12 protein-coding genes are annotated in these 13,826 nt (G+C 38.6%); 8 read left to right on the top strand and 4 right to left on the bottom strand.

Annotation, left to right across the window (positions count from 1 at the left end; genetic code table 11):
- Positions 1 to 275: 275 nt before the first annotated feature.
- A complete protein-coding gene (locus ACZZZC_RS15460) occupies positions 276 to 1,247 on the bottom strand; it encodes a helix-turn-helix domain-containing protein (protein WP_463487597.1) in 972 nt (323 codons plus the stop codon).
- 164 nt (positions 1,248 to 1,411) lie between these two features.
- Here ACZZZC_RS15460 and ACZZZC_RS15455 point away from each other — a divergent pair, with 164 nt between their 5' ends.
- From ACZZZC_RS15455 to ACZZZC_RS15445, 3 genes are read left to right on the top strand one after another with little or no spacing between them, the layout of a single operon-like run.
- The gene (locus tag ACZZZC_RS15455) at positions 1,412 to 2,194 is read left to right on the top strand and encodes a hypothetical protein (protein WP_463487596.1); all 783 of its coding nucleotides are present in this window, start codon (positions 1,412 to 1,414) and stop codon (positions 2,192 to 2,194) included.
- A 15-nt stretch (positions 2,195 to 2,209) separates the two neighbouring features.
- A complete protein-coding gene (locus ACZZZC_RS15450; protein ID WP_463487595.1) occupies positions 2,210 to 4,606 on the top strand; it encodes a TonB-dependent receptor in 2,397 nt (798 codons plus the stop codon).
- Complete coding sequence (locus ACZZZC_RS15445) at positions 4,603 to 5,430, top strand: DUF4249 family protein (protein ID WP_463487594.1); 828 nt, start codon at positions 4,603 to 4,605, stop codon at positions 5,428 to 5,430. Before ACZZZC_RS15450 ends, ACZZZC_RS15445 begins: the two co-directional genes overlap by 4 nt.
- Before the next feature lie 512 nt (positions 5,431 to 5,942).
- On the opposite strand, the gene ACZZZC_RS15440 is transcribed toward ACZZZC_RS15445, so the two are convergent.
- From ACZZZC_RS15440 to ACZZZC_RS15430, 3 genes are all read right to left on the bottom strand, one after another.
- Positions 5,943 to 6,854 carry a helix-turn-helix domain-containing protein gene (locus tag ACZZZC_RS15440; RefSeq protein WP_463487593.1) on the bottom strand — a complete coding sequence of 304 codons (912 nt, stop codon included), beginning with the start codon at positions 6,852 to 6,854 and terminating at the stop codon, positions 5,943 to 5,945.
- A gap of 65 nt (positions 6,855 to 6,919) precedes the next feature.
- Complete coding sequence (locus ACZZZC_RS15435) at positions 6,920 to 7,366, bottom strand: ester cyclase (RefSeq protein ID WP_463487592.1); 447 nt, start codon at positions 7,364 to 7,366, stop codon at positions 6,920 to 6,922.
- A gap of 13 nt (positions 7,367 to 7,379) precedes the next feature.
- Positions 7,380 to 8,144, bottom strand: coding sequence for an SDR family NAD(P)-dependent oxidoreductase (locus ACZZZC_RS15430; protein WP_463487591.1), 765 nt, complete (start codon positions 8,142 to 8,144; stop codon positions 7,380 to 7,382).
- An 895-nt stretch (positions 8,145 to 9,039) separates the two neighbouring features.
- Here ACZZZC_RS15430 and ACZZZC_RS15425 point away from each other — a divergent pair.
- The 5 genes from ACZZZC_RS15425 to ACZZZC_RS15405 all read left to right on the top strand — a co-directional run bounded on the left by ACZZZC_RS15425 (position 9,040) and on the right by ACZZZC_RS15405 (position 13,782).
- Positions 9,040 to 10,020, top strand: coding sequence for an NmrA family NAD(P)-binding protein (locus ACZZZC_RS15425; protein WP_463487590.1), 981 nt, complete (start codon positions 9,040 to 9,042; stop codon positions 10,018 to 10,020).
- Positions 10,021 to 10,037: 17 nt separating this feature from the next.
- A complete protein-coding gene (locus tag ACZZZC_RS15420) occupies positions 10,038 to 10,472 on the top strand; it encodes a DUF2147 domain-containing protein (RefSeq protein ID WP_463487589.1) in 435 nt (144 codons plus the stop codon).
- A 33-nt stretch (positions 10,473 to 10,505) separates the two neighbouring features.
- Positions 10,506 to 11,426: a helix-turn-helix domain-containing protein gene (locus tag ACZZZC_RS15415; RefSeq protein ID WP_463487588.1), complete on the top strand. Its 921-nt coding sequence runs from the start codon at positions 10,506 to 10,508 to the stop codon at positions 11,424 to 11,426.
- A gap of 502 nt (positions 11,427 to 11,928) precedes the next feature.
- Positions 11,929 to 12,504, top strand: a complete 576-nt coding sequence (locus ACZZZC_RS15410; RefSeq protein ID WP_463487587.1) for an RNA polymerase sigma factor — start codon at positions 11,929 to 11,931, stop codon at positions 12,502 to 12,504.
- 132 nt (positions 12,505 to 12,636) lie between these two features.
- Positions 12,637 to 13,782, top strand: coding sequence for a FecR family protein (locus tag ACZZZC_RS15405; protein ID WP_463487586.1), 1,146 nt, complete (start codon positions 12,637 to 12,639; stop codon positions 13,780 to 13,782).
- Positions 13,783 to 13,826: the final 44 nt, after the last annotated feature.

Below are 13,826 nucleotides of genomic sequence, written 5' to 3'. Positions count from 1 at the left end.
TTTTTTCTTGCCATATTGTTTTGAGATGCATTAATTTAAATTCTCATTGCAAGCAAGCTACGCCAGTGTTTTCTTTGTATCGTATATTTTCAACAACCCCACGGAAGGTAACTTCATCCAACGGGGTCGATTTTTCTTTATATCAAACATTAGGAGTTTAAAGTATACGAGAAATCTTTTCGTCAAGTATTTTAGTTTAAAGGTTTATATGTCGCTGACAATTTTAAATGATGTTAATGCACAATGTATCAAGGAGGTACGAATGCAGCACCGGATCATTTTTGTTGATGTACTTTTGCATACTTTTTTGGATTCAATCCTTTGTGCCGCGCAAATAACTTTGCAAAATGGCTCAGGTTGGTAAATCCCAAGATATATCCTACCTCGGCAACGGAATGTTTCTTTTCTACCAAGAGAATAACGGCGTGTTCCATTCGGAACCTCAAATAGTAATCATACACACTGGTTCCAAATATCTGTTTGAAAAGACGCTTGAGCTTACTCTCACTCATTCCATAGGACTGAGCAAGCCGCATCAGGTTCGGCTTCACGCATAAATCATCAATTATTTTATCCCGAATGGAATACACTGTTTTCATATCCTCAATGTTTGCAGGATATACCGAGAAATTATTTCTTCGGTTAAGTTCGGCAAAAAGGTGGTAAATCAATTCTTCAGCCTTAATCCGGTAAAATAATGCTTTGAGGTCATCAGGAATTACCTTATTTAGAATCTGGTTAGCAACATCCTGCATTTCAGGCGATAATAGCTCTTCAAAAATGAAGGGTTTGTTTTTCCATAGCAGCTTCTGGATGGTATTTTGATTGCCTTTTTGTTGGATAAGCGCTTGCAATTGACTGATGCTGATGATAATGATAATCGTATTGAAATGGGTTTTGGATTGAAACAACTCCTGATAGTCTTCGACCGCTGACTCTATCTGCGCAAAAGGCAATAAGCGTGTCTGATTTTTCGGTGTATCCTTATGCTGATAAATGTTATGGAAACTTATTACAACTCCCTGCGCACTTTGCTCGCCGGCTTTGCTGCTTATTTTTAATTCTTCTTTAAGTTCATATTGTCTTATTAATATCGTAGGTCCATTGGATATTGATATACTTTTGATATATCCACTTCCGTAAACTGAAGGAATCTGCATCGTTCCGTCCTTAACCTCAGCTTTAATACTCCTAGCAATTGCATAAATTAATTCCTCAGGACTTGTACTATCAACTTCTAAAATCATTTTGACCGTTTCTGACTCTTTTTAAAGCTAATGTAGCTATTTAATCACCTCCAATGCCTTTAATTTTGAAAAACAACGAAGTCATGATTTCAGACTGACTCAAAAGTACTGTTGGTTACTAAGAGATACATCGATGATTTAACAGAAATGAAATGATAAAATTTATGAAAATACTGCTTGACCGAAATATTCTGCTTTTCAATTTCGGGCTTCTGAACCTATTCGCGGCATTGGTTTTGCTGCTGTTGATGCAATTTTATTTTAATCAAGGAACTACTAATTTTTTGAAGCCACTGAAATTTGCGCTATCCATCGCTATTTTTTCATGGACGATGGGGTGGTATGCTTTTGAACTTAAAGACCAGCCATCAGTGTATATCTACAGCTGGGTGGTGGTCATTACACTTGGCTTTGAAATTTTGTATATCTCCTTTCAGGCTGCAAGGGGGCAGATGTCGCACTTTAATACCAGCTCGCCTTTTTATTTCACAATGACGATTATGATGGGCATTGTCGCGGTCATTTTAACCTTATGGACACTTTATATTGGCATTCTTTTTTTTACCTCAGCGATAAGACCCTTGCCTGACTATTATTTATGGGCAATAAGGACGGGTATCATTCTTTTCGTGATATTCGCTATGGAAGGCGGACTGATGGGAGCAAGGTTCAGCCACAGTGTCGGCGAACCGCAAAAAGGTGCGGCGATTCCCCTGCTTGGTTGGAATACCAGGATCGGAGACCTGCGTGTCGCCCATTTTATTGGTATGCATGCCCTGCAGGTGATTCCTTTATTTTCCTGGTATGTTTTTAAAAATAAAAGCGCTACACTGGCTCTTGCCTGTATATATGCGATTCTTGCAACCTTTACTTTCCTTCAAGCGCTTCAGGGGAAACCTTTTCTTTCAGATCCAGCTAAAGCAGTTACTAATCAAAACTTAGACTAATCCTATTACCTATTCATGTTAAATAATTTAGTTCATCGGTTAAGTGTACCGAGCTGCATGGTTATGGTGTTTTTTCTCCATATCACACCGCTTTTTGCCCAGAAACAATACCTGGTAAAAGGAACGGTTACTGAATTCGGTACTGGAAATCAGTTGGCGGGGGTAAATATTATCCTCGTTGGCAAACAGGAACCTGTTTTTACCAATAATAATGGCGAGTACCAAATTAACCTGGAAACTGGATTATACCGGCTGCGGGTTGCTTATGTTGGTTTTATCCCCCAAGAGTTTGAGCTCAAAGTAACGGGTCAGACAGTTCGCGACATTATACTCAAAGAAGACCCGCAACAACTGCTGGAGGTTCAGGTGACTGGCACAACCAAAGCTGCGAATTTAAAGGCTCCCCAAATGAGTCTGAATCGGCTGAGTTCAACTGAACTGGCGAAGATTCCGGCTATTTTTGGAGAAATCGATCCTCTTAAAGCGATACTGCAGTTTCCTGGGGTAACCAATGCAGGGGAGGGTTCATCTGGTTTCAATGTCAGGGGAGGTAGTTCCGACCAGAATTTGATACTACTGGATGGAGCCCCTGTTTTCTCTTCTTCTCACCTGTTTGGAATGTTTTCTGTTTTCAATGCCGATATTGTTGGAGACCTTAACCTATACAAAGGTGGAATCCCGGCCATATATGGTGGCAGGGCCTCATCGGTTTTGGACATCAACAGCAAAGATATTCTACAGACCAGACCGGCTTTTTCAGGTGGCTTGGGCTTGATAACCAGCAGGCTGAGCATGCAGGCGCCTTTCGGTAAGAACAGAGGGGGAATGCTAATCGCTGCGAGAAGCTCTTATGCGCATCTTTTCTTAAAAATTTCAGGGAATGAAAACACAGCCTATTTTTACGACCTGAATGCAAAACTGGATTATCGTCTTGGGGAAAAAGACCGCCTTTTTATATCGGGCTATCTGGGAAACGATGTGCTTGGAATCAGTAATAACTTTGTTAATAATTATGGCAATGCTTTTGTAAACGCGGTCTGGAAACACCGTTTTTCAGAGCACTCAAGTGGAAAGTTTACAGCAGTATATTCAGGTTACGATTTTCGCTTAAAGATCAATCCGGTAGGATTGGACTGGACCGCTGGCATTAACAGTACAAACCTTCAGTATGACATTTCGCAAACCCTTTCCCAACGTCTTAAGATTGGTTACGGGCTTAACCTTATTTCTTATCAGATCAAACCTGGAGAAATTGTTCCCTTTGGAAACAGAGCACCGGTAGTTGCCTTAAAACTGATTGATAAGAATTCCTTTGAATCATCAGCATATTTTCAGGCAGAGCAGACGATTAATGCTGTATTTAGGATATCTTATGGTCTTCGTTTGAGTTCATTTCTCAGAATGGGTGGTAGAAATCTCAATTTGTACGATTCAGGTCCGGTATTTTACGATGAGCAGCTGGGCATCTACACTTCCGCACAGCCATCTGCTACACAGTCGTTTAAAAAGAGCGAGATCGTGGACGGTTTTTTTTACCCGGAGCCAAGACTCGCCGCTTCCTTTCAGCTGAATGAGCAGCAAAGCCTTAAACTGAGCTACAATAGGATGGTGCAATATCTACACCTAATTTCCAATAGTAACTCTCCGACGCCTGTAGATGTCTGGGCGCCAAGCGACAGATACTTTAAACCTCAAATTGCAGATCAGCTGGGTGTTGGGTATTTCCTTAACCTTACTAAGAACAAATATTCATTAGAATTGGAAGCCTATTTTAAAAAGATCCAAAATCGTCTTGATTATATTGATGGCGCAAATCTGGTGGGGAATGATTTTCTTGAACAGGTGATCATGAGCGGCAAATCAAGAGCTTACGGACTTGAAGTGCTTTTTAGAAAAAACTATGGGAAGGTTACCGGGTGGCTGTCTTACACGCTAAGTAAAACGGAGCAACTGACTACAGGCACAAGTGTTCGTGGTCCGGGTATCAATAACGGAAAATGGTACTTGACCAATTATGACAAGCCACATAATTTTTCACTGACTGCTTTCTATCCACTGTCGAAAAAACTTTCTATAGGAACAACTTTTACTTATCAAACAGGCAGGCCTACCTGCTATCCGGTTGGCCAATTTAATTATTTGGGTATCCAAGTCCCAGTATACGGAGCGAGGAATGCCTATAGGCTGCCAGATTTTCATCACCTTGATCTGTCGGTATCCTATGTGCCAAATCCAGGATCCGGTAAAAAAATTAGGGGAGAGTGGGTACTGAGTTTCTATAATCTTTACAACAGGAAGAATACATCTTCAATTAACTTTAGCCAAAACTTCGATACCTACCAGAGTGAATCCGTCCGGCTTTCCCTTTTTGGTATTGTGCCTGCGGTAACCTATAACTTTAAATTCAAATGAGAGGAAGATTAAAAATTATTATTAAATTATCCCTATGCTGGGTGGTCATGCTTTCCGCATGTGAAAAAGTAGTGGTTGTAAATCTGGAGACTGCAGCGCCGCGTCTGGTCGTGGAAGCAAATATCAAGTGGGTGAAGGGTACGTCGGGAAATGTTCAGAAAATCCGGCTTTCGAAAACAATCGCATACTACGATAGTCAATCAGCACCAGTAAATGATGCTGAAGACGTAACAATAAAAAATAGCGAAGGCAGGATTTTCAAATTTGTTGCCGCCAATAATGAAGGTGAATATGTTTGTGTTGATTTTGTTCCCAGGCTTGGAGAAAAGTATGAACTGAATATTATTTATGAAGGTAAAATATATGCTGCTTCTGAACAGCTGATGGATTGCCCCGGAATATCGGAGGTTAACCAGGATAACAATGGTGGCTTCACAAAGGATCAAATGGAAGTAATTATGTTTTATAAAGATAGCCCTGGTATGGAAAATCAATATATGATCACGTTTAATAACCCATATAAGCCGGTTCCTATCATATCTGTTGCAGAAGATAAGTTTTATAGTGGCGTTCAAATGTCCGCATCTATAATAGAAGAGCAGCTGAAAAAGGGTGACAAAGTTAATATCCATTTGGAAGGAATATCAAAACCCTATTTTAATTACATGAGGTTAATGCTCCAAAATGCTGCTGGCGCAAATCCTTTTCAAGCGGTAGCAGCCAATGCAAAGGGGAATATATATAACAAAGGGTTGGTTAGCGAGTATGCTTTGGGGTATTTCCGCTTATCTGAATCTGATGTTATTGAATATATCATTAAGTAAAGGGCATATTTACTTTGTAAGGTGTTTTGATTGGCGCCAATGGTCCGACCACGGTTGGCGGTACAGATGGCAGCGTAATACCTTTTTTGAACCGGAATCTTCAGTTTGGCAATCTACGCCTTTCTCATTAGTTGGGATGCATGCGTTGCAGCTATCGACATTACTTGCCCTTTTATGTGCTTAAAGGTGTTAAATTGGTTATTGAGCAGGAATAATGTATGAGTAAGCATTGTTTTCTCTGGTGTCAGCGCTTGACGAGCAGTCTTTATCAGTATCTCAGCAGATTTTCTTCAGGTAGAAATATTCTGCTTTAATATTATCGGCAGACCTTCAAAATATTGAATTAGGCCAACAGGGATTTTTGCAGATAAAAGAGATACTATTTAGTATTTTCCATAAATTCTTTTAGTTGGATTTCAACTAATTTTGTGTACTATTTAAGCCCAAACTATTTGCGTTGGCTTTTATTTTTTCTTAAGCAAAAGCATAATACATTGACAATCACCTGTTGATTAATTAAATGATTTACGAAACTCCATTGGCGAAACATTTGTCTTTATCTTGAAGAGTTTGCTGAAAGACTGCGGATATTCAAATCCGAGGTCATAAGCGATTTCACTTACTGACAGGCTCGTGGTAGATAATTTCTCTTTCGCTTTTTCAATCAGTTTTTGGTGGATGTGTTCCTGAGCATTTTTACCTGTGAGCTGCTTAAGCATATTGCTCAAATAATCGGATGAAACATTCATAGCATCTGCAGTTTTTTTTACAGAAAGAAGGCCATCTTTTATTTGTTCTTGCGATGAGAAATAGGAGTTTAGGAAATTCTCTACTTTTGTAAGCATCTGGTGACTGCTGATTTTTCTGGTAATAAACTGACGGTTGTAGAAGCGTTCACAGTATTTGAGCAGCAGTTCGATCTGAGAGACAATCAGACCTTGCGAAAAACTGTCAATATTAGAATGATATTCTTGTTTTACGTTTTTAAAAATAGAAAGAATAGTTTCTTCTTCTCTACTGGAAAGAAATAGCGCTTCATGAATTGAATAGTCAAAAAAGGAATATTTTTTAATTTGTTGCGCTAAGGCAGAACCCCACAAAAAGTCAGGGTGAATTTGCAAAAGATAACCGGATCCGCTGTTAAACGAATCCGGATCTCTCTCTATTCTTAAAACTTGACCAGGCGAAATAAACGACATCAGTCCTTCATCAAAATCATAAGTTTGTTGACCATAATATATTTTAGCCCCAATATCCCGCTTCAAAGCTATCGAATAAAAATCCATAACGATATTCAGTGTTTGTGCTTCTTCAGTGAACTGTATCAGGGAATAATCAACGAGGCTGATTAAAGGGTGTTCGGGTTTTGGAAGTCCTCTGAATCGATGATATTCTGTAATCGACTTTATTCTAACGATTTCCATGGGTACAAATTTAAAGTATTAATTGTAAATCAGAGATTCTAAAAAAGTAACATTACATCTTAAGATCACTTTGCCTCTTCTGTTTGGCTTTTCATTAACAGTCCGAACCAATCTTCCAAATGCCAGGTATGGGTCAGCTTGCCATCCTTCAAATAATGAAATTCGTGCAACGATACCGATACTTTGTGGTGGGTCGGCTTAATTCCCATAATCTCATTGACGTGAGTAAATTCCATTGACGCCCTTACGGCTGCTCGCTCGTGGCTTCCAAAAATTTCGTGGATGATAACCTCGATATCCGGACAGGCTTCAAAAAGATAGTTCATGATTTCTTTTAAACCTTCAGGGCCGTTTTTCTGACCTGGTGCCAGTGGGATATCTTTCCAGTCTTGCAAACAGATTTCATCTAATACTTCCGGATTTTTCATCTTGAACGAACCGTAAAATTTACGGATTGTATCTATTTCGTCTTTTTTCAATGCTTTTACAAAAGCATTCTCTTGATTTTCCATTTTGAACCTGGCATTAAAGATTAGAACCTCCTGAAATTTCAATTCTCTGGGCATTGATCCAGCGTGCAGCATCACTGCATAAAAAAGTAACAACTCCACCAATATCATCGGGTAGACCCACTCTTCCCAATGCAGTTTGAGCGGCTAATTGTTGATTCATTTCCTTATTGTCCCGAACTGCACCACCCATAATGTCGGTTTCAATCGCTCCGGGCGCTATCGCGTTAACCCTGATATTTCTTTTTCCCAATTCTTGAGCCTGGTATTTAGTCAGGGTTTCCATTGCACTTTTCAAGGCTGCATAAGCTGCAAAACCTGGTGTGACAAAACGTGTAAGACCGGAAGATACATTTACAATACCACCGAATGGATTGATTTGAGGTAACAGTTTTTGTGTGAGGAAAAACGGTCCTCTCAGATGAATATTTTCCATTTCTGTAAACTGATCCTCAGTAAGATTTGCAAATTCAGCATAATGGATAAACCCTGCATTATTGATTAAAAAATCAAATCTGTCTGTATTTAACTCAGATCTCAACTTGGCTATTAAAGTTTTTGTAAATTCATCGAATCCGGAAGAATCTGAAATATCAAGCTTAAGTGCGATTCCCTTTTTCCCGATGGCTTCAATTTGTTTTAAAATATCCTCGGCTGCTTCTTTTTGAGTATTGTACGTAAAAACTATGTCAAGTCCACTTTTAGCAAGACTTAGAACCATATCTTTTCCGAGACCACGGCTTCCGCCGGTTACAACTGCAATTTTGTTTTGTGATAACATGCTTCTATTTTATATTAATGTGAAGCAAAGATATCTTGGCAAAACGTGAGGAATGAAGCCAAAACCTTTATGTTTGTATCCAAAATCAATTTTTGAATGACGTCTTTTAAAAGGTTATATTTCGTAATAGCAGAAAAATAACAATCCTAAAAAAAAGGCACCAAGGCGCTTATAGTTATTAATACTCTAAATTAATCGATGTTCGGCATCTTAAACTTTTTCTTTGTCACAATTAGCGGATAGATATATAGCAGAAAGAGAGTATACAGTACGGGATGGATACCTACATTTTGTGAGACGATTTTTCTCTTTGCCGTAATTGTTGCAATAGAATTTTACAGCTGAAAGAAAGATATAAAGTAAGGGATGTACACCACCTAATCTTCAAATCCCGATATGCCTGATATTATGAAGTGGTTCCATAATAATTTAGATAATCCGTTATTATAAGACTTCACAAATAAAGTAAGACCTATCGATGTTATTTGATGGGCTACAACTGAAATTTGAAATATAATATGCTATCATTCGAGAAATTTATTCTTATGAAACTCTCTTTTTATCCTATACTTACTTCAAATGTCAATAACGTCAGTAGCAAAGTGATATCAAAATTGAGAGTTTTTAATACTATAATGCAATTAGGACGAATTTCGGTTTGAAACTTCCAGTGAATCTCTCTTTAGAAGATTTGCTACTCATTAACATAGTGATAATAATGATCAACTTTAGCTTGTTGTAATGATTTCATTCAATTGGTGATAACCTCATCAAGTTTCTGGATTTAAATTATTAAATGTTTTCGTTTGTTTTTGAATACAAGAAAAGAGGTTTTGAACACACAAATGAAATTTAATTAACTGAGCTTTGCATCAGGATTAAATGAAATATTATTATGAGAATAATTGTGACAGGTTCATTGGGGAATATCAGCAGGCCGCTCGTTGTGCAACTGATTGAACAAGGACATCAGGTAACCATAATCAGCCGATCGGTAATGAGGAAGGCGGAAATCGAACAGTTAGGTGCACAGGCTGCGATTGGAGAATTAGAGGATGGTACTTTTCTAACTGAAGCTTTCCAGGGCCATGACGCTGCCTACTGTATGTTGCCGCCCTTTAACTTTTTTGGGGCTGATACGCCTGATTATCAGAAACAGGCATTGGACATTAGCAGGAATTATGCTGAGGCAATTCAAAATGCGGGCATTAAAAAGGTGGTTCATCTGAGTAGCGTAGGTGGTGAGAGGCCTTCTGGCGCAGGGGTTTTGGTTTTCCACTACATTGCAGAGAATGTCTTTAAGCAACTTCCTCAGGATGTAGCAGTTACCCATCTTCGACCGGGATCTTTCGACTATAATTTGTATGCGTTTATGGATATGGTTAAGGGTGACGGCTTTTTAAAGGGTATCATTGGAAAACTGCTCTACCTTAAATATTATGGTATCAAAGGGCTTATCAAAGGATATTCAGGAATAATATTGTCAAATTATGGCGGAAGTGACAAAATTGCTTGGGTATCGCCTTTGGATATTGCCTCTGCCATCGCAGAGGAACTCAACGCTCAGCAGGAAGGAAAGAAAGTTAGATATTTATCCAGTGAGGAACTTACCTGCCAGGAAATAGCTTCGAAGCTGGGAAACGCCATCGGGAAACCGTACTTAAAGTGGGTGCTTATCGGTGACAAGCAAATGAAAGATGCATTTATAAAAATAGGGGCTTCAGAAAAAATAGCCGACGAATTTACCGAAATGAATGTGGCGATGCACAATGGTAGCCTTTTCGAAGATTACTTTAAAAACAAACCAGTGATTTTAGGTAGGAATAAAATGAATGATTTTGCGAAAGCATTCGCAATAAAATATAACGAGCAGTGAGACATCTACTTTTAACAATGCTATTGCTAAGTTTTTATACAACTATATTTTCACAATCAAAAGCGGATGATATTGTTGGTATATGGTATAGTCCGGTCAAAGAAGGGAAGGTGGAGATGTTTAAAACGGGTGACAATTATTATGGCAAATTAATTTATTTAAAGAATTCTGTTGATAATTATGGAAAGCCTGCTTTAGACGTCAATAATCCTGACAAAGAAAAGCGAAAAAAGCCCCTGGTGGGAATTCTTTTATTAACTGATATTAAATTTGATGTTAAAAGGAACAGATGGAAGGGAAAGCTCTATGATTACGATGGGGCGAAGGGAAATACCTATGACTCTTACCTCAGCATTACCGTAAAAGGCAGTCTCAACGTCAAGGGTTTCTGGGGATTTTCTTTTTTTGGATTGAATCCAGGACTGACTTTGGAAAAAGTTGATACCGAATAATCTTGTATTTATAATCTTTTTATAAGAATCGGAATGATTTTGAAACGACCCTACAGAATAAAAACGATTAAGGAATACCACAAAATACTGGGCATAGGCAATCCGGAACATCCGATGATTAGCGTTATAGACCTAGCTGAGATAACGCCATACAAAAGTGAGGACAGTATAAAGGTGGTCTTTGATTTTTATATTATATCACTCAAAAAGGTGGAGGCCGGGGATGTACAGTATGGCTATGGACAGCAAAAGTATGATTTCGATGACGGCGTATTGTTCTTTATATCGCCCAATCAAATATTTTCCTTTAAAGCGGACGATAACTTCAGAAGTACAGGTAGCATACTGCTTATCCATCCGGACTTCCTTTGGGGAAATCTGCTAGCCAAAGCGATCAAAAAATATGAGTTTTTCAACTATGCAATAAATGAAGCACTTTTCGTTTCTGAAAAAGAGGAGATTGTTTTAAAAGGTTTTATTAAAAATATCGAGCAGGAATACCATGCAAATATCGATCAATTCAGTGAATCGATCATCATTTCCCAGATTGAATCATTCCTGAATTATTCAAATCGGTTTTACATGCGTCAGTTTCTCACCCGTAAGATATCTGGAAATCAGATACTGGATAAACTGGAAAAAATTCTCGATGATTATTTTAATCATAAAGATCTAGTTAATAAGGGCCTTCCTACCGTGAAGTATATTGCCGAATTGCTCAATTGTTCTCCCGACTATCTGAGCGGAGTTCTCAAAAGCCTTACCGGACAGAATACACAGCAGCACATTCACGAAAAAATAATTGAAAAAGCGAAAGAAAAACTCTCCACGACAACGCTTACTGTCGGGGAAGTTGCTTTTCAGCTGGGCTTCGAATATCCCCAGTCGTTTAGCAAACTATTTAAGAGTAAAACAGATTTAACTCCCGTTGAGTTCCGCAACTCCTTCAATTAACTTTACGATGAACCGCTTAATTTTCGATTTATTGGCGTTATTGAAATCCCGAAATGCGTGCTTGTTTCATTTTGGACTGGTATGTCTGGTCAGTGCAGCTATCATGTGGATAAATCCGAGTACGTTGATCCCATCTCACTAGAAATAGATTTGTTATAAAGTTTTGCTTGTTTGGATTTTACAAAATTGGCGGAATGGGGTGAAATAAATTTGTTTATTCAGTTGGTTCAAGAACTTTGCTTTGAATGGTAAGTTCGATAGGAGTGATCTAGCCATCCTAAAATTTAGAGGGAGGTTGTTTCAGTTTTTAATGACCAGAGTTACAAACTTAGAAATAAGTTTATAGAGTTAGCTGATAGTTTTACTTGTAATGCTAATGCGATACTAATCACTTGGGTCAATCAATCCGATATTACCAATCGTGAGGCATTGTTATAGCTATATGTGCCAAATAATTTTTACATTGCTTGCAATTTAGTAGATTTTATCCAAGGTTTTAAAAATGGAGTGCTACAGTAGGTATAGTGATTCGGAACTTACGGAGCTATTTCGCTCTGGGGATGACGCTGCATTCAAGGAAATATATGACCGCTACTATCATCTGCTTTACCTTTTTGCTTACAACAAACTCCGCAATTCTGATGAAGCAAAAGACGTCGTCCATGATATTTTTGCCTGGATGATTGATCACAGACAAAAGTTTGTGCTAAATGGTTCCCTCGCCAGTTATTTATATAAATCAGTCCTGAACAAAATATTTAATATTTTTACCCATAACGCTATCGTAAAAAAATATATCGAGCAGGGTGATTATTTTATCGAGATAGATAGTGCTGAAACCGACTATTTAATCCGTGAGAAAGATATCGCTCTTATGATTCGTCAGCAAATCGAGGCCATGCCTCCAAAGATGCGTGAGGTTTATGAGCTTAGGTTCGAGGGGTTGTTATCTGCGAAAGAAATTGCTGCCAAATTGGATATATCCGAAAATACCGTGAATACGCATCTCAAACGGGCGGTCAGAAAGCTTAGGGAAAATTTGGGAACCGCAATATTTGTACTTTACATCCTTAATTAAATTTTAACATTTATTTATTTGATAACCAGAGTGTTGTAAAATTATTTGAATTTAATTTAACAATTTCCTAATCATAAGTCACCAAATGGCCTTATTAGATTGCCTTACAGTAAATAAGCATCAATAAGCCTTATGGCAAAAAAGGACATCAAAGATATTTTAGACAAGTTGCCTGGTGGAGGCGATGATAAAGAGACAGAGCGGATTATTAAACTCTGGCTTTTTCAACTCAATAATAAAAAAAGGGCCGAGGTGTCCGAATCAGAACTGAACAGTTCGAAGGAGGAAGTTTGGCAGCGATTGAACAGGAAGTTTGTCTCTAACTCCCGAAGGTTAAGATTACGTCCCCGTCTTATAGGTGCAGCTGCTGCCATCACATTAATTGTATTTGGAGGATACCTTTTATTTTATATTGGAAAAACACCTGCCGATTCTGCTGACCTGAATGCTCAGGAAATTGCGCCTGGAAAATTTGGAGCTACACTGACATTGGCATCTGGCAAGCAGATCAGATTAACTGATGCAGCTAATGGTGAGCTCGCAAATGAGGCTGGAGTTCACATAAAAAAGACAGCTGACGGACAACTGGTTTATGAAATCCATGATGCTGATACTAATCCGAACCGAACCAATATTTTGTCAACGGCTAAAGGGGAAACCTACCAAGTACGGTTGCCAGACGGCTCAACGGTAGACTTGAATGCTGCCTCTAAAATTGTGTATCCCACAAATTTCCAAAAGATTAAGGAACGTAGAATAACTTTGTCTGGTGAAGCTTATTTTCAAGTAGCCAAAGACAAAAAACACCCTTTCATCGTAACTACAAGTCTGCAGGAAGTATCTGTATTGGGAACAGAATTTAATATCAATGCTTACGATGACGAGCCAGGTACTAAAACCACCCTATTGAGGGGAAGTGTAAAAGTATCAAAGACCGGAAATCAAAGCAGCAATGCACAAATGTTGGTGCCCGGGCAGCAAGCCACGCACAGCAGAGACGGCAGAGCGAGTATAAGGGAAGCTGATACTGATGAAGCCGTAGCGTGGAGAAGTGGTTTTTTCATATTTGATAACGAAAACATGGAAACTGCGATGCGCAAAATCAGCCGGTGGTACGATGTAGAGATCATATTTAAACAACAGGAGCTTAAAAATGAAATACTCGGCGGCAGCGTCTCCAGGGATGAAAGCATTACATCCCTGTTAAGAGTACTCAGTAAAGCTGCTAATGTAAATATGAAAGTCGCAGGAAGAAGCATCATCATCAGCAAGAAATAGATTAACCAACTCAAAAATCAACTAAACCACAAACAAACTTAAAC

It is taken from the genome of Pedobacter sp. AC212 (genome assembly GCF_979258625.1).
This window is presented reverse-complemented; position numbering and strand designations above follow the sequence as displayed.

What these genes read in the sequence shown, in the direction of transcription:
- ACZZZC_RS15440 (WP_463487593.1), bottom strand. Translation starts at nt 6,854, where the DNA reads ATGGAAATCGTTAGAATAAAGTCGATTACAGAATATCATCGATTCAGA.
- ACZZZC_RS15435 (WP_463487592.1), bottom strand. Translation starts at nt 7,366, where the DNA reads ATGGAAAATCAAGAGAATGCTTTTGTAAAAGCATTGAAAAAAGACGAA.
- ACZZZC_RS15455 (WP_463487596.1), top strand. Translation starts at nt 1,412, where the DNA reads ATGAAAATACTGCTTGACCGAAATATTCTGCTTTTCAATTTCGGGCTT.
- ACZZZC_RS15425 (WP_463487590.1), top strand. Translation starts at nt 9,040, where the DNA reads ATGAGAATAATTGTGACAGGTTCATTGGGGAATATCAGCAGGCCGCTC.
- ACZZZC_RS15430 (WP_463487591.1), bottom strand. Translation starts at nt 8,144, where the DNA reads ATGTTATCACAAAACAAAATTGCAGTTGTAACCGGCGGAAGCCGTGGT.
- ACZZZC_RS15460 (WP_463487597.1), bottom strand. Translation starts at nt 1,247, where the DNA reads ATGATTTTAGAAGTTGATAGTACAAGTCCTGAGGAATTAATTTATGCA.
- ACZZZC_RS15415 (WP_463487588.1), top strand. Translation starts at nt 10,506, where the DNA reads ATGATTTTGAAACGACCCTACAGAATAAAAACGATTAAGGAATACCAC.
- ACZZZC_RS15405 (WP_463487586.1), top strand. Translation starts at nt 12,637, where the DNA reads ATGGCAAAAAAGGACATCAAAGATATTTTAGACAAGTTGCCTGGTGGA.
- ACZZZC_RS15450 (WP_463487595.1), top strand. Translation starts at nt 2,210, where the DNA reads ATGTTAAATAATTTAGTTCATCGGTTAAGTGTACCGAGCTGCATGGTT.
- ACZZZC_RS15410 (WP_463487587.1), top strand. Translation starts at nt 11,929, where the DNA reads ATGGAGTGCTACAGTAGGTATAGTGATTCGGAACTTACGGAGCTATTT.
- ACZZZC_RS15420 (WP_463487589.1), top strand. Translation starts at nt 10,038, where the DNA reads ATGCTATTGCTAAGTTTTTATACAACTATATTTTCACAATCAAAAGCG.
- ACZZZC_RS15445 (WP_463487594.1), top strand. Translation starts at nt 4,603, where the DNA reads ATGAGAGGAAGATTAAAAATTATTATTAAATTATCCCTATGCTGGGTG.